17 protein-coding genes and 1 riboswitch are annotated in these 18,730 nt (G+C 71.7%); of the genes, 13 read left to right on the forward strand and 4 right to left on the reverse strand.

Annotated features, from left to right (window positions below; all coding sequences use genetic code 11):
- Window positions 1-50 precede the first annotated feature (50 nt).
- Window positions 51-470, reverse strand: a complete 420-nt coding sequence (locus AC3CHW_RS06865; protein WP_488469905.1) for a CDGSH iron-sulfur domain-containing protein — start codon at window positions 468-470, stop codon at window positions 51-53.
- Window positions 471-923: 453 nt separating this feature from the next.
- Here AC3CHW_RS06865 and AC3CHW_RS06870 point away from each other — a divergent pair, with 453 nt between their 5' ends.
- Together AC3CHW_RS06870 and AC3CHW_RS06875 are read left to right on the forward strand one after the other, a co-directional pair.
- On the forward strand, window positions 924-1,136 hold the full coding sequence (locus AC3CHW_RS06870; RefSeq protein WP_176164562.1) for a hypothetical protein: 213 nt from the start codon (window positions 924-926) through the stop codon (window positions 1,134-1,136).
- 405 nt (window positions 1,137-1,541) lie between these two features.
- Window positions 1,542-2,513, forward strand: a complete 972-nt coding sequence (locus tag AC3CHW_RS06875; RefSeq protein ID WP_459250722.1) for a LysR family transcriptional regulator — start codon at window positions 1,542-1,544, stop codon at window positions 2,511-2,513.
- A 28-nt stretch (window positions 2,514-2,541) separates the two neighbouring features.
- Here the strand turns inward: AC3CHW_RS06875 and AC3CHW_RS06880 are convergent, their stop codons facing one another.
- Window positions 2,542-3,000 (reverse strand): LLM class flavin-dependent oxidoreductase, encoded by a 459-nt coding sequence (locus AC3CHW_RS06880; protein ID WP_488469906.1) that lies wholly within the window; start codon window positions 2,998-3,000, stop codon window positions 2,542-2,544.
- Window positions 3,001-3,395: 395 nt separating this feature from the next.
- Here AC3CHW_RS06880 and AC3CHW_RS06885 point away from each other — a divergent pair, with 395 nt between their 5' ends.
- Window positions 3,396-4,784, forward strand: a complete 1,389-nt coding sequence (locus AC3CHW_RS06885) for a carotenoid oxygenase family protein (protein ID WP_488469907.1) — start codon at window positions 3,396-3,398, stop codon at window positions 4,782-4,784.
- A gap of 58 nt (window positions 4,785-4,842) precedes the next feature.
- On the opposite strand, the gene AC3CHW_RS06890 is transcribed toward AC3CHW_RS06885, so the two are convergent.
- Complete coding sequence (locus AC3CHW_RS06890; protein WP_488469908.1) at window positions 4,843-5,343, reverse strand: NUDIX hydrolase; 501 nt, start codon at window positions 5,341-5,343, stop codon at window positions 4,843-4,845.
- Window positions 5,344-5,897: 554 nt separating this feature from the next.
- A riboswitch (cobalamin riboswitch) is annotated at window positions 5,898-6,113 on the forward strand.
- Window positions 6,114-6,245: 132 nt separating this feature from the next.
- Here AC3CHW_RS06890 and AC3CHW_RS06895 point away from each other — a divergent pair.
- The 5 genes from AC3CHW_RS06895 to AC3CHW_RS06915 are packed head-to-tail and all read left to right on the forward strand — an operon-like array spanning window position 6,246 to window position 11,495.
- Window positions 6,246-7,250, forward strand: coding sequence for a GHMP family kinase ATP-binding protein (locus AC3CHW_RS06895; protein ID WP_488469909.1), 1,005 nt, complete (start codon window positions 6,246-6,248; stop codon window positions 7,248-7,250).
- Entirely contained in the window at window positions 7,247-8,269 is a 1,023-nt protein-coding gene (locus tag AC3CHW_RS06900; RefSeq protein ID WP_488469910.1) for a cysteine synthase family protein, read from the forward strand. The genes AC3CHW_RS06895 and AC3CHW_RS06900 overlap by 4 nt, the downstream gene beginning before the upstream one ends.
- Window positions 8,266-9,525, forward strand: a complete 1,260-nt coding sequence (locus tag AC3CHW_RS06905; RefSeq protein WP_488469911.1) for an ATP-grasp domain-containing protein — start codon at window positions 8,266-8,268, stop codon at window positions 9,523-9,525. The genes AC3CHW_RS06900 and AC3CHW_RS06905 overlap by 4 nt, the downstream gene beginning before the upstream one ends.
- Window positions 9,518-10,777 (forward strand): MFS transporter, encoded by a 1,260-nt coding sequence (locus tag AC3CHW_RS06910; RefSeq protein WP_488469912.1) that lies wholly within the window; start codon window positions 9,518-9,520, stop codon window positions 10,775-10,777. The genes AC3CHW_RS06905 and AC3CHW_RS06910 overlap by 8 nt, the downstream gene beginning before the upstream one ends.
- On the forward strand, window positions 10,746-11,495 hold the full coding sequence (locus AC3CHW_RS06915; RefSeq protein WP_488469913.1) for a class I SAM-dependent methyltransferase: 750 nt from the start codon (window positions 10,746-10,748) through the stop codon (window positions 11,493-11,495). The genes AC3CHW_RS06910 and AC3CHW_RS06915 overlap by 32 nt, the downstream gene beginning before the upstream one ends.
- A gap of 142 nt (window positions 11,496-11,637) precedes the next feature.
- Here AC3CHW_RS06915 and AC3CHW_RS06920 read toward each other — a convergent pair whose 3' ends face one another.
- On the reverse strand, window positions 11,638-12,636 hold the full coding sequence (locus tag AC3CHW_RS06920; protein ID WP_488469914.1) for a ferric reductase-like transmembrane domain-containing protein: 999 nt from the start codon (window positions 12,634-12,636) through the stop codon (window positions 11,638-11,640).
- A 230-nt stretch (window positions 12,637-12,866) separates the two neighbouring features.
- On the opposite strand from AC3CHW_RS06920, the gene AC3CHW_RS06925 reads away from it, so the two are divergent.
- The 5 genes from AC3CHW_RS06925 to AC3CHW_RS06945 all read left to right on the forward strand — a co-directional run bounded on the left by AC3CHW_RS06925 (window position 12,867) and on the right by AC3CHW_RS06945 (window position 18,602).
- Window positions 12,867-13,634 (forward strand): hypothetical protein, encoded by a 768-nt coding sequence (locus AC3CHW_RS06925; RefSeq protein ID WP_488469915.1) that lies wholly within the window; start codon window positions 12,867-12,869, stop codon window positions 13,632-13,634.
- 547 nt (window positions 13,635-14,181) lie between these two features.
- Window positions 14,182-14,673, forward strand: coding sequence for a Pycsar system effector family protein (locus tag AC3CHW_RS06930; RefSeq protein WP_488469916.1), 492 nt, complete (start codon window positions 14,182-14,184; stop codon window positions 14,671-14,673).
- Window positions 14,674-14,910: 237 nt separating this feature from the next.
- Window positions 14,911-15,375, forward strand: a complete 465-nt coding sequence (locus AC3CHW_RS06935) for a Crp/Fnr family transcriptional regulator (RefSeq protein WP_488469917.1) — start codon at window positions 14,911-14,913, stop codon at window positions 15,373-15,375.
- 101 nt (window positions 15,376-15,476) lie between these two features.
- Window positions 15,477-16,292 carry a hypothetical protein gene (locus tag AC3CHW_RS06940; protein WP_488469918.1) on the forward strand — a complete coding sequence of 272 codons (816 nt, stop codon included), beginning with the start codon at window positions 15,477-15,479 and terminating at the stop codon, window positions 16,290-16,292.
- A gap of 54 nt (window positions 16,293-16,346) precedes the next feature.
- Window positions 16,347-18,602, forward strand: a complete 2,256-nt coding sequence (locus AC3CHW_RS06945; protein WP_488469919.1) for a hypothetical protein — start codon at window positions 16,347-16,349, stop codon at window positions 18,600-18,602.
- Window positions 18,603-18,730: the final 128 nt, after the last annotated feature.

An 18,730-nucleotide genomic window follows, 5' to 3' on the forward strand; every position in this document is an offset into this window, starting at 1 on the left:
GGCGAGACTCCGGAGCGTCCGTGCGCGGCGGACGAGCGCGGGCGTGACGGTCAGTCCGTGTCCGTGGGCGTGGCCCGCCGGTGCGGGCCGCGCCGGCGGTGGCTGGTGTCGCACCAGGGGTAGGACCGGCTGCGCCGGCATACACACAGCGCCACCTGCGGGCGGTCCGAGTACGCGACACGGCCGTCGCCCAGCTCCACCTCGACCGGCCCGTCCACGAGCAGCGGCCCCTCCGGGACGACCACGACGCGCGTCGGCCGCACCTCCCGCACGGGCGAGGCGGACGAGGAAGCCTCCCGCACGGGTGAGGACGGGGCGACGGGGGCGGCGTCCGCCGCGTCGGGCGCGCCCTCGCCGAGCGGGTCGGGCCGGTCGGCCGCCGGGGCGGCGGGAGCCGCCGCGTACGGTGCCTCCGGCGCTCCGCTGCGCGGGGTACGGCCCTCGCCGTCGCCCCCGGGCCCGCCCGTCATCGCGGCCCACCACCCGACAGGCGGGGTGCCGCGCCCGCGAGGGCGGGCGCGGCGCGCGGCCGGGGTCGGGGGCCGGAGCGCGGGCGGCGTACGGGCGAGTGGCGCGAAGAGGAGAACACGGGCGGCGAGTACCGCGGCCGGGCCCCGGCCAAACGCCCAGTCGGGCCCGCAGCCCGGCGTCCACCCGGCCGGGCCCCGACGGCCGGCTGTGGCGGGCACCCGCTCGGGCGTAACCCGGTTGCCGGGCGGGACGCTCTCCGGTGCACTTCCCGACGGCGCGAGGAGTACCTGCTGCGCGTCGTACGCCGCGTCGCCGGCCACCCAACGGCGAGCTGGGGCGAGTGAGACGGGTGGGACACAGCGACCGAAGGGGACAAGTCGGCCCGGGTAAACCAGTCCTATCGGGTGCTAAATGGGCGTGACTTCGCCATGCCATCGGCCGTTGGTCCGAACATGAAGATGCTCGACCTGTTCACCGTGGCATCTGTGGTCGCAGGTGCCGTCACGGCTGTGGGCGCTCCGCTGGTCCACAGCGACCTGCCAGGCATCGATTGGGGCAAGGCGCTGAGCCAGTCCGAGGCACTCGGCGATCTCAGCGACCGCGCCACCGAGGACTCCTCCCCCAGCGAGTCCGTCTCCTCGTCCACCGCCTCGCGCCACGCCTGAGAAGCGCGCAGGGGCCCAATCCCCCCGCCGGGGCACGCGACCGCACACCGCGGTCCGTGCCCCGGCTTTCGTTACGCCCCGTCTCTCGTCGTCCGCCGGTTCTCGTCACGCCCCGGTGCTCGTCGTCCGCCGGTTCTCGTCACGCCCCGGTGCTCGTCGTCCGCCGGTCGGGGCGTCCCGCGTGGCGGTGGCAGCGCGCATCGCCGAGGGAGCGGCGACCGGCGGCGTACGGGGGATTCGAGCCCGGCCGCGCGGGTCGCGGAGGTCGGCGGGACGTATAGGCATCCCTGATGGCGACTTGGGATTACCCCGCGCGGCCCACGGTCGCGCACAGTGGCTGACCGGCCCCGCGTCGGCCACGGGCCGGGGCCCGGCAGACGGGTCGCGGTCGCACGGGAGGTTCGCGTGGAACTGGAAGTCCGACACTTGCGCGCCATCGCCGCCATCAGCGACACCGGCAGCCTCACCCTGGCCGCGCGGCAGCTCGGCATGTCCCAACCGGCGCTGTCCAAACTGCTCCAGCGCATCGAACGGTGCGTGGGCGACACGCTGTTCGTACGGAGCAAGCACGGGTCGGTGCCCACCCCGTTCGGCGCGGACGTGCTCGCCGAGGCGCACAGCGTGCTGCGGGGCATGAGCGGCATCCGCGAGCGGGCCCAGGCGTGGGGCGCGCGGCGCGGGGCACGGGAGCCGCTCACCATCGGCGGCCACTGTGGCTACCCCCACGTCGCGCTCGCCCGCCGGCTGCGCGGCCTGCCGTGGTGCCCCGAGGTCCAACTCCGCGAGGACATGAACGCCCAGACCGCCGTGGACGGGCTGGCGGTCGGGGCGTGCGACCTGGCCCTGGTCTACGTACCGCCGACCGGAGAACTCACCGTGCCCGAACCCGTGGCCGGCGTGACGGTGCACGCCAGCGAGCCCGTCTTCGTCGCCCTCGCCCACGACCACCCGCTCGCCGCGGGCCCCGGCCCGGTGCCGCTGGAGCGGCTCGCCGACCACCCCTGGGTCGACGAGCCGCCCGGCCACACCCTGTGGACCAGCTACCTGCGGCAGGTCTGCCACGAGGCGGCCGTCACGCTCGACCAACGACACAGCACGGTCAGCCTGTTCACCGTCCTGGAGCTGATCACCGACCAGCGGGCCATCGCGCCGGCGTTCAGCACCAGCACCGACCGCCCCGGCACCATCGCCGTCCGCGCCCTCGCCGGCGACCCGCTCCACCTGGAGCTGCGCCTGCTCTACCGGCGGCACAGCATCGCGCACCAGCACATCGACGAGGTCCTGCACCACCTCATCGCCGCCTACGACGACCGGCTCGGGTGCAGCCGGGCCTACGACGCGTGGTGGCTGGCGCACCGGGCCTCGGCGGCGCGGTAGTCCCACGGAGCCAGCCGTACGGGGACCGTCAGCCCGCGAGTTCTCCGAGGACCGCCCAGGTGCGGCGGCGGCTGGCCGGGCCCGCGAGTTCCGTGCCGGAGAACACCACCTCCGTCGCGCCCGCGTCCCGGTAGCGCCGCACCTCGGCGGCGAGCGCCGACTCGTCGCCGATCACCGACACGTCGACGGCGCGCCGCGCGCCCGACAGCTCGATCACCCGCGCGTAGGACGGGATCCGTTCGGAGAAGGCGAGTTGCCCGGCGGCCGGCAGCGGGTGCCGCCCGAAGACCGGGATAGCCGAGGTGCCCACCCGCAGCTCCGGGACCTCGCGCCCGACGATGGCGGCCAGTTGGGGCGAGTCGGCGCCGAAGGTCTGGCCGAACCAGGCCGACCGCGGCCCCGCGGCGGCGGCCTCCCTGGCGAGGTCCACGGTGGCGTCGACCTGGTTGGCGGCGTCCGCCGCGTTGAGCGCGAGTCCCACAGTCATGTCAGGCCCACCCGCCACGGCAGGTCGCGCGTTCCACCCGCCAGTCATCGGTGACGCTTGACCCCGCAAGGTGTGAGTGGTTTATTACTCTTACTGTTGTGGCCGGCCCGCCACGACCTTCGTAACGGCCGTCCGAGACGTCGGGGATCGCTCAACCACCGCACGCACCCACGCCACCCCTCCCACTCCCGCAAGACCCCACACGCGCGCCCGACCACTCCGGTAAACGGCCTGACTAGCAGCCATTTCACCACTCTCCACCACATCCCGCGCTCACGAGCAGGCAGCCGACCCAGCCCAGCCGACCCCCGCGCCACCTCCAGCCACCACCAGCACCCGACCCCGTCCCGAATAGTGACTCACTAACCACACACCCACAGCGAAGGGAAGCCGTCATGTTCACCCCCACCACCCCCACGCCGCCCAAGCCGTATGTCAGCGGGCACTACACGCCGCTGGTCGACGAGGTCACCGCGCACGGCCTCACGGTGCACGGCACCCTGCCGCCCGAGCTGAACGGCCGGTACTTCCGCAACGGGCACAACCCCAGGCCCGGCCACACGCCCACGCACTGGTTCCGGGGCAGTGGCATGCTGCACGGGCTGCGGCTGCGCGACGGGCGCGCGGAGTGGTACCGCAACCGCTGGGTGCGCACCCCCGCCCTCGAAGGCGTCCCCGAGAAGGGCCCGGACGGCGTCCCCGACCCGCGGGTCAGCAGCGCCGCCACGCACGTGGTCGAGCACGCCGGCCGCATCCTCGCCCTCCAGGAGGCGAACCTCCCGTACGAGGTGACGCCCCAGCTCGACACGGTCGGGGCCTTCGACTTCGGCGGCGCGCTGACCACGGCCATGACCGCGCACCCCAAGACCGACCCGGCCACCGGTGAACTGCACTTCTTCGGCTACAGCCCGGTGCCGCCGTACCTCGTCTACCACGTCGCCGACGCACAGGGGCGGATCGTGCGCAGCGAGGTCGTCCCCGGCGCCGGCCCGACCCTGATGCACGACTTCGGGCTCACCGCGCGGCACGTCGTCTGGCTCGACCTGCCCGTGGTCTTCGACCCCGCCGAGCCGTCGGGCATCCCGTACCGCTGGAGCGACGACCACCCGCCGCGCATCGGCGTGATGCCCCGCTCGGGACCGGCGGTCGTGCGGTGGTACGAGGTGGCGCCCGGGGCGCTGCTGCACGTGGCCAACGCGTACGAGGACGAGCGGGGGCGCGTCGTCCTCACGGGGCCGCGTTACGACCGCGCCGGGTGGGAGCAGTCCTGGAAGTGGTGGACCGGGGCGCCCGGCCACGCGCCCGATCCGGTCGTCGGCGCCACCGCCCACCGCTGGGTCCTCGACCCGGTCACCGGGCGCGCCACGGAGCAGCCGTTGGACGGGCTGGTCAGCGAGTTCCCGACGATCAACGAGGAGTTCACCGGGAGCGCGAACCGGTTCGTGTACGGGGTGGCCTTTCCCGGGCCGGAGCTGACCGAGTACGCCGTCGTCAAGTACGACCACGACGCCGGCGGCCGGGAGTTGTCGCGCCTGGGGCCGGGACAGATGCCGGGCGAGGCGGTGTTCGTGCCGGCCGACGGGGGCGTCCGGGAGGACGACGGGTATCTGCTGACCCTGGTCAGCGACCTCGCCGACGACGCCTCGCGCCTCCTGGTCCTCAACGCCGCCGACCTGGGTTCGGGCCCGCTGGCGACCGTCGATCTCCCGCACCGCGTGCCGGGCGGCATCCACGGCTCGTGGATCGACGACAGTCACCTGCCCGGTCCGCACGGCGCGGCCTGAGCGGCGAGCCAGCCGGGCGTTCGTGCGGTGCGCGCGGACGCGCGGCGTGCGGCGGTGTTCAGGAACGCGGCGTGGGGGTGTCCCGCGCCGCCGGCCCGTCCGGCGTCGGTGCCAGGGGGCCGGCCGACCCGTCCGGTGCCGCGAGCAGGGCCAGGCCGTCGCGCGCGGCCGGGGACAGGGTCACGGGGGTCAGGCCGGAGCGCGGCAGCCACCGCACCGCGCCGGTCGACCCGTCCCGCTCCGTGACCCGCAACGGGCCCGGCGCCAGCGTCGCGACGTAGAAGAGGCCCACCAGGTGCCAGCGCACCCCGAGTCGGTGGGCCGCGTAGCTCCGCGCGCCCACCAGGTGCGCGTCCAGCAGTTCCAGGCCCGTCTCCTCGTACACCTCCCGCGCCAGCGCCTGCCGCGGCTGCTCCCCCGGGTCGATGCCGCCGCCCGGCAGGTGCCACAGTCCGGGGGCGAAGACGGGTGAGGCGTCGGAGAGCCGCGTCAGCAGCAGTTGGTCGGCCGTGGTGGCGATGGCGTAGGCCGACACGCGCGTGCGAGCGGGCGTTTCCATGAGTGGGCCTCCGAAGGGAGAGGGTGGCGGGCGGTCGCGGGGTACGCGGCTCCGCGCCACTATCGATCATGGACGGCGCCGCGCCAAGGGGGTGACGCCGGGCTGCGCGGAGCCGCCCGCCGGGTCGGCGCCGGCTCCCGCGAGACCGAGGCCGCCACGGGTTCGGGGGCGTCGCGAGAGCGCGTGTCGCCCGGCCGAGTGCCCGCACGGGCACAGCAGCCGCTTCCTTTCGGTCACGGCTCAATTGACCCGCTTGACCCGCAGGGCCCGAGCGCCCCAGGGCGCCCACGAGCACGGCGCTGCGCCGCAGTTGGCGGACGCTCGCGGGGCCGCGCACCGGACGCCGGGAGGCGGGGCCCGCCCCCGGCGCGTACGGCCGGTGCCCCGCACGCGCCCGGTCGGACGCGGCTGACCGGCCACGACGCGGTCGCCGATGCCCCAGGCACCGGCGGGCCCAGCCCCTCGCGCACCTCGTACACCGTTCGCATCAGGACACCCAGCCACATCAGGACAAGGCTGGAACACGCCCTGTCGCAAGTGGCGCGAGCGCCCCTACGCTGATACGCGCAGTCGGTTCGCGCCACGTCCAGTGGCGCGGCGCAAGAGGGAACCCGGTGTGAGTCCGGGACTGTCCCGCAACGGTGAGTGTGAGCGAACGCCGTCGGCGCGCCCGGCCCCAGGGTCTCGGTGCGCGGCGGTCAGTAGGTGCCCGTCGGAAGTCCGGCAGGTGTTCCACGAGTCCGAAGACCTGCCAACTGCGCACGCGCCCTGTCGCGCGTGCTGTGCACGGTGACCTCGAGGACTGGGTCGGCGGTACAGGCGGTTGACCGGGCGTCGTGCCCGCCGAACCGCCCCCTCCCTTCCGGTCGGCGCTCGGGGCGCGGGACGACGAGGGAGGACGCGTGCATGGTCACGGAAGTCCGCGCCCGGGCCAGCCACCGGCCGATCCACACCCGGCCGCGCCCAGACCCGCGCCGTCGGCACCCCCCGCCGCCCGGGGCGGCCCGTCGGCCGCCGGCTCCGGCGCCGATCCCGGCATCGTTCCCGGTCCCCGCACCGCCGCCGGCGTCTGTCACGGCACGCTGGGCGAGCTGTACCAGGGGCCGCTGCGCGCCGGCGGCGCCCCGGACATCGCCCTCGTGTCGTTCCCCGTGGACCGCCACTCCTGGGCGTACTTCACGCCGGGCGCCGGCCGCCCGGGGGCCCTGCCGCCGGGCGAGAAGGCGGCGCGCGCGGTCCGCCTCTTCCTGGACCACTTCGGCCTGCGGCTGCCGCCCGGCCACTGGAGCACCCACTCCGAACTGCGCGTCGGCGTGGGGATGGCCAGCTCCACCGCCGACATCGTGGCGACGCTGCGCTGCCTGTTCCGCCTCTTCGGGCTGCCCTACGACCAGGGTGTGGTGACCGGCGTGCTGGCGGCGATCGAGCGGGCCGACAGCGTCTTCCTCGACGAGTTCGCGCTCCACCTCAGCGCCCGCCACCAGGTGGTGCGCACGCTGGGCACGGGCATCGGCTTCCACACCGCGTTCGTCACCGAGCCCGGCACCGTGGACACCAGCGCCGTCACCGCGCCGCTGCTGCGGCACTACGCGCGGCGGGCGAGCGAGTACGAGCGGTGCCTGACCGACCTGCTCAAGGGGTTCGAGTCCGCCGACCCGGCCGCCGTCGCCCGGGCGGCGACCACCAGCGCCACGCTCTCCCAACAGGTCCTGCCCAAGCGCACGTTCGCGCGCGTGCTGGCCCACCGCGAGCACTTCGGGGCCGACGGGATCTTCGTCGCCCACACCGGCTCCCTGATCGGCTACCTCTTCGCCCACCGTCCCCCCGCCGAAGCGAAGTCCGAACTGTCCGCCTTCTTCCACTCGCTCGGCCACCAGTGCTCATTCGCCCAAGGAGGCTACGGGTGATCCACCCCCACATCGCCGACGCCCTGAAGGTCCCCGACCTCGTCCGACTCACCGATGACACGGTCCTGATCCGCTTCGAGTCGATGAAGATCTACTCGGCGCTCGCGGCCGTCCGCCACCTCCTGGACCGGGGCACGGTGCGCCCGGGACAGACGCTCGTCGACAGCTCCAGCGGCATCTACGCGCACGCCCTCGCGCTGGCCTGCCACCGCTACCACCTGCACTGCCACATCGTGGCCTCCACCACCGTGGACGCCACGACCCGCGCCCAACTGGAGATCCTGGGCGCCACCGTGGAACAGGTCAGGCCATCGGCCGACCTCAAGCTCGACCAGGAACTGCGGGTGCGACGGGTGCGGGAGATCATCGCCGAGCGCCCCGACGTGCACTGGATGCGCCAGTACCACGACGCCATCCACTACCTCGGCTACCGCGAGGTCGCCGACACCCTCGCGGCGGCCTTCCCCGGCCAGGCGCTGACCGTGGTCGGCGGCGTCGGCTCGGGCGCCTCGACCGGCGGCCTCGTGGCGCACCTGCGGCGCACGGACCCGTCGGTGCGCCTGGTGGGGGTGCAGCCGTTCGGCAGCGTCACCTTCGGCAGCCAGGACCACCACGACCCGGAGGCCATCATCGCGGGCATCGGCTCCTCGATCGTCTTCGACAACGTCCGGCACGACCTCTACGACGCCATCCACTGGATGGACTTCCGACACGCCCTCTCCGGCGCCGTCGCCCTGCTGCGCGAACACGCCGTCTTCGCCGGCCTGTCCACCGGCGCCGCCTACCTGGCCGCCACGGACGACGTCCGCCGCCATCCGGACCGGCTGCACCTGGTCATCGCCGCCGACACCGGCCACCGGTACGTGGAGCGCGTCTTCGCCCGGCACGCCGAGGCCCTCGACGTCGCCTCGCTGGGCCCCGTGGAGATCACCGACCCCGCGCGGATGTCCATGCCCTGGTCCGCGATGGCCTGGAACCGCGGCGCGTGCCCGGCCCACTGGAAGGAGCAGGCGGCATGAGCGTGGTCTGCCTGGAATCGCTCACCTTCGGCCTGGGCCACCTGGTGCGCGCCGCCAACACGTTGGGCGAGCGGCTGCGGCTGCTGACCCGCGACCCGTCGTACTACGCGTACGAGTTGGAACGGCTGCCCGCCGGCGCGCTCGACGTCGTGGAGGTCGACACCTTCGACACCGAGCGGGTGGCCGACCAGTTGGCCGCGACCCCCGGGCTGCGCGGCCTGATCAGCTCCACCGACACCTGGACGCTGGTCGGCGCCGAGCTGACCGCCCGGTTCGGCCTGCCGGGGCTCGACGCCGCGGCGCTGCGGCTGACCCGCGACAAGGCCGCCGTACGCAACCGGCTGCACGCGGCGGGCCTCACCCGAGGCCGGGCCGTGGAGGCCGCCAAGGCCGCGCGTGACCGGGCGCTACGGGCCGCGCTCCTGGAAGAGGTCGGGCTGCCGGCCGTGCTCAAGGACACGGCCGGCACCGGCAGCCAGAACGTCTACCTGGTCCGGGACGAGCGGGAGTGGCAGGCCGCGCTGGACACGGCCGCCGGCCGGCGGTTGACCGGCCGCCTGTTCGCCGAGCCGTACTTCAGCGGCCCGGTCTACAGCGCCGAGACCCTCACCTGGGCCGGCCGCACCCGACTGCTCGGCGTCTCCAGCCGGCTGATGTCGGCGGAACCGTCCTTCCGCGAGGAGGTCACCGCGTTCCCCGTCGCCTTCCCCGACGAGCAGCGGGACGCCCTCGAACGGTGGCTGGACCGGGTGCTGGCCGCCATCGGCTACACCGACCGCTTCGCCCACCTGGAGTTCGTGCTCACCACCGACGGCCCGGAGGTGGTGGAGGTCAACCCGCGCATCGGGGGCGCCCTGGTCGGCGAGGGCCTGTGCCGGGCGCTCGGCACCAACGTGTACGAGGCGATGATCGAGACGGCCGTCGGCCGCCGCCCCCGCCTGCTCGACGCCGAACTGCCCGGCGGTCCCGCCGTCGCCTTCGTCCTCGGCTACCCGGCCGAGCCCGGCGTGTTCACCGAGGTCACCGGCGTGGAGCGGCTGGCGGACATGCCCGGCGCGCCGGCCTGGTACCCGACCAAGCGCCCCGGCGACCGGATCGAGCACCTGACGGACAGCCGGGGCTACGCGGGCATCGTCTACGCCGAGGCCGAGACCGCCGAGCTCGCCACGCACCGGGCCGTGGCCGCCGCCAACGCGCTGCGCGTACGCACCACGCCCCTCCCCGACCAGGCGGAGAACCCGCCCGGCGATGGCTGAGCCCCCGCGCGAGGGCCTGCGCGCCACCCTGGCCGCGCTCAGCGGCCCGCTGCGCTTCCTGCTGCTCAGCTCGTTCCTGATCCCACTCGGCAGCTTCATGGTGCTGCCGTTCATGTCGGTGTTCCTGCACGAACGGCTCGGCATGGGGCTCGGCGCCGTCGGCCTGGTGCTGGCCGCGGCGTCCCTCGTGCAGTTCTCCGGCGGGATCGTGGGCGGGGCGCTCGCGGAGCGGATCGGGCTGCGGCGCACCATGCTGTGCGCGCTGGTGGTGCGCACGGCCGGGTTCGTGGGCCTACTGCTCGCGCTGCGGTGGCCGCCGCTGGCCGTCGCGGCGCTGATCCTCACCTGCTGCGGCGCGGCGCTCTACCTGCCGGCGAACAAGGCGTACCTGGTGCACGGCGTGGACGAGGAGCGTCGCCCGGCGTACCTGTCGGCGGGCAACGCGGCGCTCAACGCGGGCATGGCCGTGGGCCCGCTGATCGCCGGGCCGTTCGTGCTCTCCTCGCCCGGCTGGCTCTTCCTCGCCGTCACGGCGCTGTTCGTCGCGGTCACGGCGGGCCACGCCCGGCTGCCCACGCCACAGGGCGAGCGGCTGCCGGCCACCGAGTCCGCGCCACGGGGTCTGCTGTCCGGCCTGCCGATCCTGCCGTTCGCCGCCTGCGCCGTCTCCTTCTACCTCTACTTCCACTTCCAGCACTACCTGGCCGTCTACGCGGTCGAGCGGGCTTCGAGCGAGTTCTACAGCCTGGTGCTGCTGCTCTGCTTCGCGCTGGTCATCGTCGTCCAACCACTCGCCTCCGGGCTGATCCGGAGCATGCCGTACGCCCTGGCGCTCGCCGTCGGCTTCGCCGGCCTGGCCGCGGGCCTAGCCGTGCTGGCCATCGGCACCCGGCCGGCGCTGCTGGCCGGCGGGGCGTTGATCACCCTCGGCGACATCGTGCTCTTCCTCAAGAACGACCTGGAGGCCCTGCGCCGCAGCGACCGCTCCGACGCGGTCGTCTTCGGCCAACAGCGACTGGCCGCGGGCCTGGGCGCCTGCGCGAGCGGCGTCCTGGGCGGGCAGTTGTACGGCCTCGGCGAACGCGCCGGCGACACCGGCTGGTTCTGGCTCCTGGCCGCGGCCCAGTGCCTGCTGCTCCCCCCACTGCTGCTCGCGCTGCGCGGCCGTACGGCACGGCTCCCCACCCAACCCGGCGACACCGAAGGAGCACCGACGTCCCATGACGCACACGGGCGGATTCCAGGACGATGACTTCTGGACCGAGTTCTACGACTTCCTCTTCTCCGACCAGCGGTTCGCCCAGGCCGAGGACCTCCTGGACACCTCACCGCTGCTGAACCTGCCCGCCGGGGCACGCGTGCTCGACCTGTGCTGCGGACCGGGCGTGTTCACCGTGCCGCTGGCCCGCCGCGGCTACGCCGTGACCGGCGTGGACCGCAGCCCGGCCATGCTGGAGCGGGCTCGCGCGCTGTCGGCCGAGCGGTCGGCGCCGGCCACCTACGTGGAGGCCGACGTGCGCGCGTACTCCCAACCCGGCGCCTTCGACGTGGTGCTGAACATGTTCACCTCGTTCGGCTACTTCGAGGACCCGGCCGACAACGCGCGGGCCCTGCGCACCATGCACGACAGCCTGACCCCCGGCGGCACCCTGCTCCTGGACCTGGCGGGCAAGGAGTTGCTGGCCGGCCGGGTCACGCCACCGAAGGTGGTGCGGCGCGGCGACGACCTGCTCGTACAGACCGACACCGTCCTGGACGACTGGGCCCGGCTGCGCAGCGACTGGGTGCTGGTACGCGGCGACCGGGTCACCCGGGCCTCGCTGGTGTGGTTCGTCTACAGCGCCGTGGAGCTGCGGCGGATGGCACGGGAGGCGGGCTTCGGCCGTATCGAGATCTTCGGCGACTTCGACGGCCGCCCCTACGACCAGGACGCCCGACGGCTCATCCTGCGGGCGACCCGGGAGGGGTAGCGGCGGGCCCCGGCCCCGCACCGTTCGGGGGCGCCGGGTGCTCCGGGCTCGTGCGGGCGGTGCGGGCTCGCCCGGGCAGTGCGGGCTCGTCCAGGCGGTGCGGGCTCGTCCGGGCGGTGCGGGCTCGTCCGGGCGGTGCGGGCTACGGCGTTCCCTCCTGCTCGTGCGGCACCGCCGCGGGCGGATCGGCCGGCCGGGCGCGCCCGCCGTCGTGTCCGGAGACGACCACCGCGATCACCCCGACGACGGTGGCACCGACCAGCACGACGGCGACCCGCCCCGCGGCCCGTCCCACCCAACTCTGCCGGGGCCCAACCGCCCGCCGATCCGGTCCCCCCAACCGCTCGGCCCGCCGCGCGGGCCGCACCAGCCGCAGCAGGAACAGGGCAGCGATGGGCAGTTGGAGCAGCCACAACACGGTGCGCGGCCACTCGTCATACCAGACGTTGGTGCCGTACAGCAGCGTGTGCCACACGCTCAACACGTACACCACGATCACGAACCGGTGCAGCCGCCGCCAGGCGTTCGGTCCGATGCGGTGCCGTACGTAGAACAGCAGCCCCAGCGGCACGGCCAGGTAGAGGGCGCCCTGTCCGATCGGAATGGCCGTCCGACCGGTCCCGGAGTCGTACCAGCCGGGCACGAAGCTGTCGGCGAACCCGGCCCACAGCCGGTCGGCCCACCCCAACTTCGTCTCATAGCGGACGAGTTCGGCCGCGAACATGATCGCGTGCGCCGCCATGAGGGCCATCGTGGTCAGGCTCGTGGTGCGGTGCCACCGCTCCAACGCCTGCCGGGAGACCGGCAACCGCGCGACCCCGGGCCCCGACAACAGCAACCCGAGCACGACGGTGCCCCACGCCCACAACAGCCCCGACCAGCCGAACGCCTGGCTGAGCAGGTACATCCAGTAGGTGCGGGAGTCGTCCATGAACGGCATGACCGCGACGGTCGCCGAGGCCCCCGAGTCCATCCGAACGTAGAGGAAGACGAACACCCCCGCCGTCACCGCCAACGCGGCGGCGGCATCGGGCACGGCGGCCCTCAGATCCCCCCGCAACGCCACACGATCGGCGCCCCGCCGACCACGCCCGCGCGACGCGGTGACCTCCGCCCCCTCCGGCGTCGTGTCTGGCAACATGCCTGAGCCTCCCGATCACGGGCCACCGCGAAGGTGGCGGGGGTGGCGCGCGTGTCGTACGGGCCAAGTGTGACGGAGACGGCTGGGGTAACGGAGTGCGCGATTCAGCCAGATAGGGGGCGGGGCGGTCGGGGCCTCGGCCCCGGACTGGCTGACTGGCTGGCCGGTTGGTCGGTTGGTGGGCTGACCGGGCCGGCGGCACTGTCGGTGGTCGCCCGTACAGTTACGGCATGACGTCCGATGACCCGACCGAGATGGTCAGGGAACGCATGTGGGTCGAGCGCCCGGCCGGTACACGGCTCTCACAGTCTCGAACTTCCGGCGGTTACAGCCCCCTTGTGCGCGGCGACGCCACGCACCACCTCGAGACCCATGTCACGCTCTACCCCGACACCGCCGATGACGAAGACGACGGCGAAGGCGAGCGGGAGTCGTCGGGAACGGCGCTCAAGGTGGCCATAGGCGTGGCGGTGGGCATCGCGGGAACCCTCGCCGTCATCAAGGCCGCGCCCATCGTCAAGCGCCGGCTGAACGACCTCAGGACCAGGTGGCGCCGGAATTCCGAGAAGGACACGCCCGAGGGCCAGAGCACCCCCACGGACATGGCCACCTGGGACGGCAGCGCCGCGGGCTTCTCCCACGAGGTCGACATCGCCCTCGGGGACCGCAGCACGAGCATGACCAGCGCGGAAGCCCAGAAACGCCTGCTGGCGCTCCTGGCGGCCGCGGCTTTCATCGCCGATCAGGTCCGGACGCTCAGCCATGCCCGCATCGAGGACGACGATGCCGCGCCGGAGTTGCGGAGCGCGCTGGAGAAGCTGACGGCTACGCAGGTCACGGACAGCATCAACCGGGCGCTTGAGGCGGATTCCTCCCTGCTGGACGAAGAGGCTTCCGCCGCGTTCATGGAGATATTCGGCGGGGGCCGGTTCGTTGAGGGGCGCTATGTGCCGTTGCGGAACGAGCGGGTGAGGGAGGCGCTGCGGCTGGGCGGGTGAGGGGGCGAGGGGTGTGCTGTTGGGGGGCAACATATCCGGGGCCCCGCCCCAGGCCGTTCACACATGTCGTGTGCCGAAGTCCCTATTTCGCCGGCCCTAACAAGCGCCGCGCACTCCGTCTGACGCGCTATCGAGACCCCGTCGGGACCGGAGAACGAGAGAGGCTTTGCAGCCAGCCCTCCGTTCTTCGGCCCGCTGAACGGGCTCTCAGAGGGCCCAGCGTGAAATGAGCGTCACGGCCGCCCAGCTCTGACTCCTCAAGGCAGGCACATGCTCAGGCCACGGATACCACCGAGGGCGCACCCATCCGCAACCTCCTCGGTCGCGACACCCGCCCCGCCGTCGGGCATCGAGCTTCACCTCGCGCCCTCACTCTCGCGCTCATTGGCCAACACCGCGCTTCCGTGGCTACCGCGTTTGGACGATCAAGGAGTGAGGAGCCCGGCACTCCTCATGCCCTGCGGTGGGCAGCACCCCTTGGCGACCGCGAGCAAGCTGGTCACTGTCACAACAAGCACGCGACAGCTGTGAAGGGTGTGTGGGCGGCATGCACGAGCCATGGGGACTCCTGTCAGAGGTGCAGCGACTTCAAGGGCACGCCGAGCGCGCTCTCGTCGAGATACAGCGGGCAGATACGAAAGCCACGGCGTTGTGTGGAGTAGCCGGTGGTTTGTTGGCCGTAGCGGTTGCCGTGCTATCGACCACAGACGGCATGCCTCTGCTCGCGGCCATCTCCCTAGTACTCATGTGCCTGCTACTGATTGCCGCGATTGGGGCTGCGTTGCTCACTCTGCGACCCGTGGTCCCGAGGTCGGGATTACACACCGAACTGATGAGCGAGGCGGTCTTTAGCGACCGGGCCGGTGTGTGTGCTGCCGCGCGTGGGGAGCTTGAACGGCATGTCGAGACCCACCGGTTGCAGGTGCTCGCCTGGCTGGCAGACAGGAAGCTGCGGGCGGCCCGCCTGGCCGTGGATTTCGCCCTAGCATCCCTCTCGATGGCTGGAATGTGCCTATTGAGCGCCATTCTGACAACTTGAGACGATCGCCTGACTATGTCGAGGCTGTGCAACAGGGGGACGTGTGTACCAGCCACATGCCACGGTGATCGGCGACAAGTTGTGGGCACGCCTGAAAGCGCTCGCACCGAGGCGCGTCAGGCCCGCTCGGAGCGTGCTGCTCCGCCAGGGGGACCCTGCAACACACGTGATCGTGCTGGAATCCGGGTCAACGTTGATCACCCTTGCCGGGGACTGCGGGGCAGAACACTCCTCGCCGTGCGCGGCGCCGGCGAGTTACTCGGCGAGCTAGCCGTGCTGGACTCTCAGCCACGCACTGCCACAGTCATCGCTGCGGAGACCTGCCACATCCGCATCATCCCTGCCGCCGCCTTCCTCACGTTCGTCGAGGAGCATGACCTGCTCGGCCCCCTGTTGCGCCATGCCATCGCCCGGGTCAGGGAATCGGAAACCGTCCGGCTCGAACTAGCAACCGCATCTGTGCCACTGCGCTTGGCATCGGCCCTGTCCCGGCTGGTCGAAGCCGCGTCCACCTCCGCCTCAGACCTGGTCGTGCGGCTGACACAGACAGAGCTGTCACAGATGATCGGCGCCTCCCGCAATGCGGTGGTCAATACCCTGAGGCCCTGGCGCGAGCAGGACTGGGTCCGCATCACCCCCGGTGGCGGGCTCCTCGTTCGCGACATTCGTTCGATCCAGTCGCACGCGCGTACGCAGGCGTGACAGGCCGCACTTGAGGCATGCCCACTACTGGGCAGCGATGGTTGCCCCACCGCATCAGCATGGGCACTTCCCTAACCGCCTGCGCTGAAAGGACGGAGCCAATGGATGCGCCGCTCAACATAAAGCCCGTGGATGTTCCCGCTGAACTCGCCCTCGTGGCAATCGACATGGAGAAGTACAGCCAGATCACCGAGGCGAAGATGGCTGCCACCCGATGCGACGTGGATGACATCGTGGCGACCGTGCTCGCCGAATGTGAGCTGCCCGACCCGCAGGAACTGCCCGACGGATACAAGGACAGCGGCGATGGGGCGATCCTCCTGTTCCCGCCCTCAGCACTGGCGCGACTCGTGGACCCTCTGCTGGGCCGGCTCAATGCGGCGTTGGTGCGCTACGACCGGCAGCGGCTGGCCAGCAGCCCACTCCTACGACTACGCGCCAGCGTGCACGTCGGCCCTCTGTCCCTCCCCGACCACCGCGGCGCTGCCATCAACGAGACCGCTCGGCTGCTCGACAGCCAGGCAACCCGCCAGGCACTGAGCGCCGCGAAGGACTGCGGCGCCTTCCTCGCGGCTGCGGTCTCCGAGGTCGTCTACCAGCGGACCGTGCACGCGGGACGCACGCTGGATCTCGGTTCGTACCACTTCCTCGATGCGGTAGCGCGCGTCAGCGACAAGCCCGACTTCGCGCAGCATTGCCGGGTCCACGTGCCGGGCTTGACCGGAGCCGCCGTGCGCCCCTACCTCACCGACGACGCATTGCCGACCAATGGTCCCGCCTCTGTCCCGCAACCGAGCGATGCGCCCATGACACCCGCTGCTAGCAGCGGCGGCACCTTTCAGTTCCACGCACAGGTCAGTGACGCGACGATCGCCAATCACATCGGAACCGTGCGGATCGAGCGTCGCCATCTGTGAGGCACCCAACCACCTCACCTACCGCCTTCTCCACACTCAATCTGGAGCTCCCGTATGTCTGACTCCCCGCTCAACCCCACCCACTCCGGGACCACCGGGCCGACCAGCGAGCCCGCTGATAGCCAGTCCAACAGCCCTGACAGCTGGCTGCAGCGACGTTGGCGTCCAGGCACCGTCGCCCCCGACCACCCAGGCCCGAACCTCGACAGCCCGTCCCCCGCTCCCCCGTCGCCGAATGGTGTTCAGCCTACGCCGCACCCACACGCGTCCTTCGGTGCGGCAACACATCTCCATGGGGACGTCGGTGTCGTCGCCAACGTCATCGAAGAACTGATCCTGGAAACTCGAAAGCGGGATTTGCTTGAGGGCGTCGAGTTCAGTCACCAGAGGCTGCTCGACCAGCCGTTCGTTCGAAGCCCACACTGGGACACGGTCTGGGAGCAGATCGTCAACCCCGCCACCGGACGTCCTCACCAGCCCGTGATCGTCATTGTGGCGCCCCGTTCATGTGGCTCCACCACCTTCGCTCTGCGCTTGCTGGCCGAGCACACCGCTGATGACACCACCGTGGTCCAGTTGGACGCCGATTGGGACACCCCTCGTCAGGGGCGCCTGCCGCTGGAGAAGGCGCATGCATACCAACTCGATCTCAAGCACCCGGAGAACGACCAGGTCTCCGCCGACTTCCTGAACGCCCTCTCGAACCACGCGTCCCACCTCCGCGATTGCCGTTCCTATCTCGCGCTGACCGTCGCGCAGGACCTGTGGAAGGACCACCGTCTCAGTGATCGCGAGGGCATTCAGGTCGTTCATCTACGCGAGGCGCCCAATGCCCAGCATGTCGTTGAGGCGCATCTGCATGCCTACGGTTACGACCAACTGGTCACGTCACTGCGCTCCTTCCCCAAGGCCACCACCTCCCTGCGCGGGCTGACAGCGGTGGCCGCTGTGCGGGCCGCCCACGCCCTCGTGACGGCCTGGAAGGAACACACCCGCACCAGTTCCCAACAGTCGCTCGTACAGACGGACAACGAGACCGAAGCCCAGGTCACCCTGGAAGACCGCGTCATCGCGGCGCTGACCGATTGGCGCGGTGAACTCGATGGCCGGTTCGGCGAGACGAACAACGTGCACACCCAAGACAACCCTTCGCTCACAGTCGAGGACCGTTGTCTCCTGCTGGCCTTGGCCGTGCAGCAGTCCGCGCCCATGCCTGTTGTCGCGCGCAGTGCAGCCGCTCTGCTGGCAGCCATCGGCGAGCCCCCCGGCACTCCCGGCGCAGCACCAGGAACCTCACCGCCCCTCAGCGCCCTGGCGGGGCGGGGAATGCGCCGACGCATCCAGGATGCCGGAGGCCAAGTCGGCATGCAGGACACGGTGGTCTTCGACCGGCCCGCCTACGGACGCGCAGTGCTGGAGTACGTCTGGGACAACTACGACGTCATGCGCAAACCCTTGCTCAACTGGCTCGTCGCGACAGCTCAGAGCGCCGATCCGAAAGATCACGCAGTGGCCGCGCTGGCAGAACTTACCGTGCGGCACGGAACGGTGGATTACCTCACCACGCTGGGCGAACTCGCCGGTCGCAGTCAGCCAAAGGTGCTTGGCGCGGTCCTGGAAAGCGCCGTTCGCGATGAACACGTCGGCCGTCTGGTGTGGGAAGCGCTCTACGGGTGGGCAGAACAGAAGAGTTACGCACCCACTGTGGTCGCATTGTGCCGACGCGTTTTGGAGGACTCCTCCGTCCCCGCGTCTTTGGCCAAGCGGGCGATGGTGCGGCTGCGCCGCGTCGCCCACAAGAACACCGAGACCGCCATCGTCAGCCAAGTCCTGGCTGCCTTCGATGATCTCGTGCAACACCCCTGCGTCGCACGACGACTTGCCGGTGAGGTCCACGGCTGGCAGCAGGGCAAGGTCTCCGCGCGCAGCGGTTCACTGGCCTTCCTCGCGCTGATGACTGTTCATCGTGACGGCGCACCGTGGCTTGTGAGCGAGCCTCCTACCGAAATCGACGTACAGCGCGCCGTCCACGACCTGCTCTCCTCTGCGGACACCGCTGCCCTGGTCATCTCGCGCCTGACGGATTGGATCCGCTCCTGTGCAGGCGACCCCAACGCCTACTCACAGTTGCGCGGACAACTTCTGCCGGCTCTCCGCGGCCACAACATGTTCGAGGCCGGCATGAAGCTCATGAACGCGTTGCGTGGCATCTCCACGGCTGAGGACGTCAGCGTGGCTGACGACTTTTACAACCACCTCGTCGACGGCCGTCTGCGCACGGTATTCCCGCTCGAAGAGAACATCGCATGAGGTGGCCGTGGCACCGCGCCGTCCGTCACAGTACGTCCGTCCGGCCACGCCTCTTGCCCAGTGCTACTGACGGCGTCGCGTTCGAGGCCGTGTACACGATCACCTGGCGCCCGCGTTGGCGTATACCA

The sequence above is a fragment of the Streptomyces sp. MGP-BFMKR1 genome (assembly GCF_057766585.1).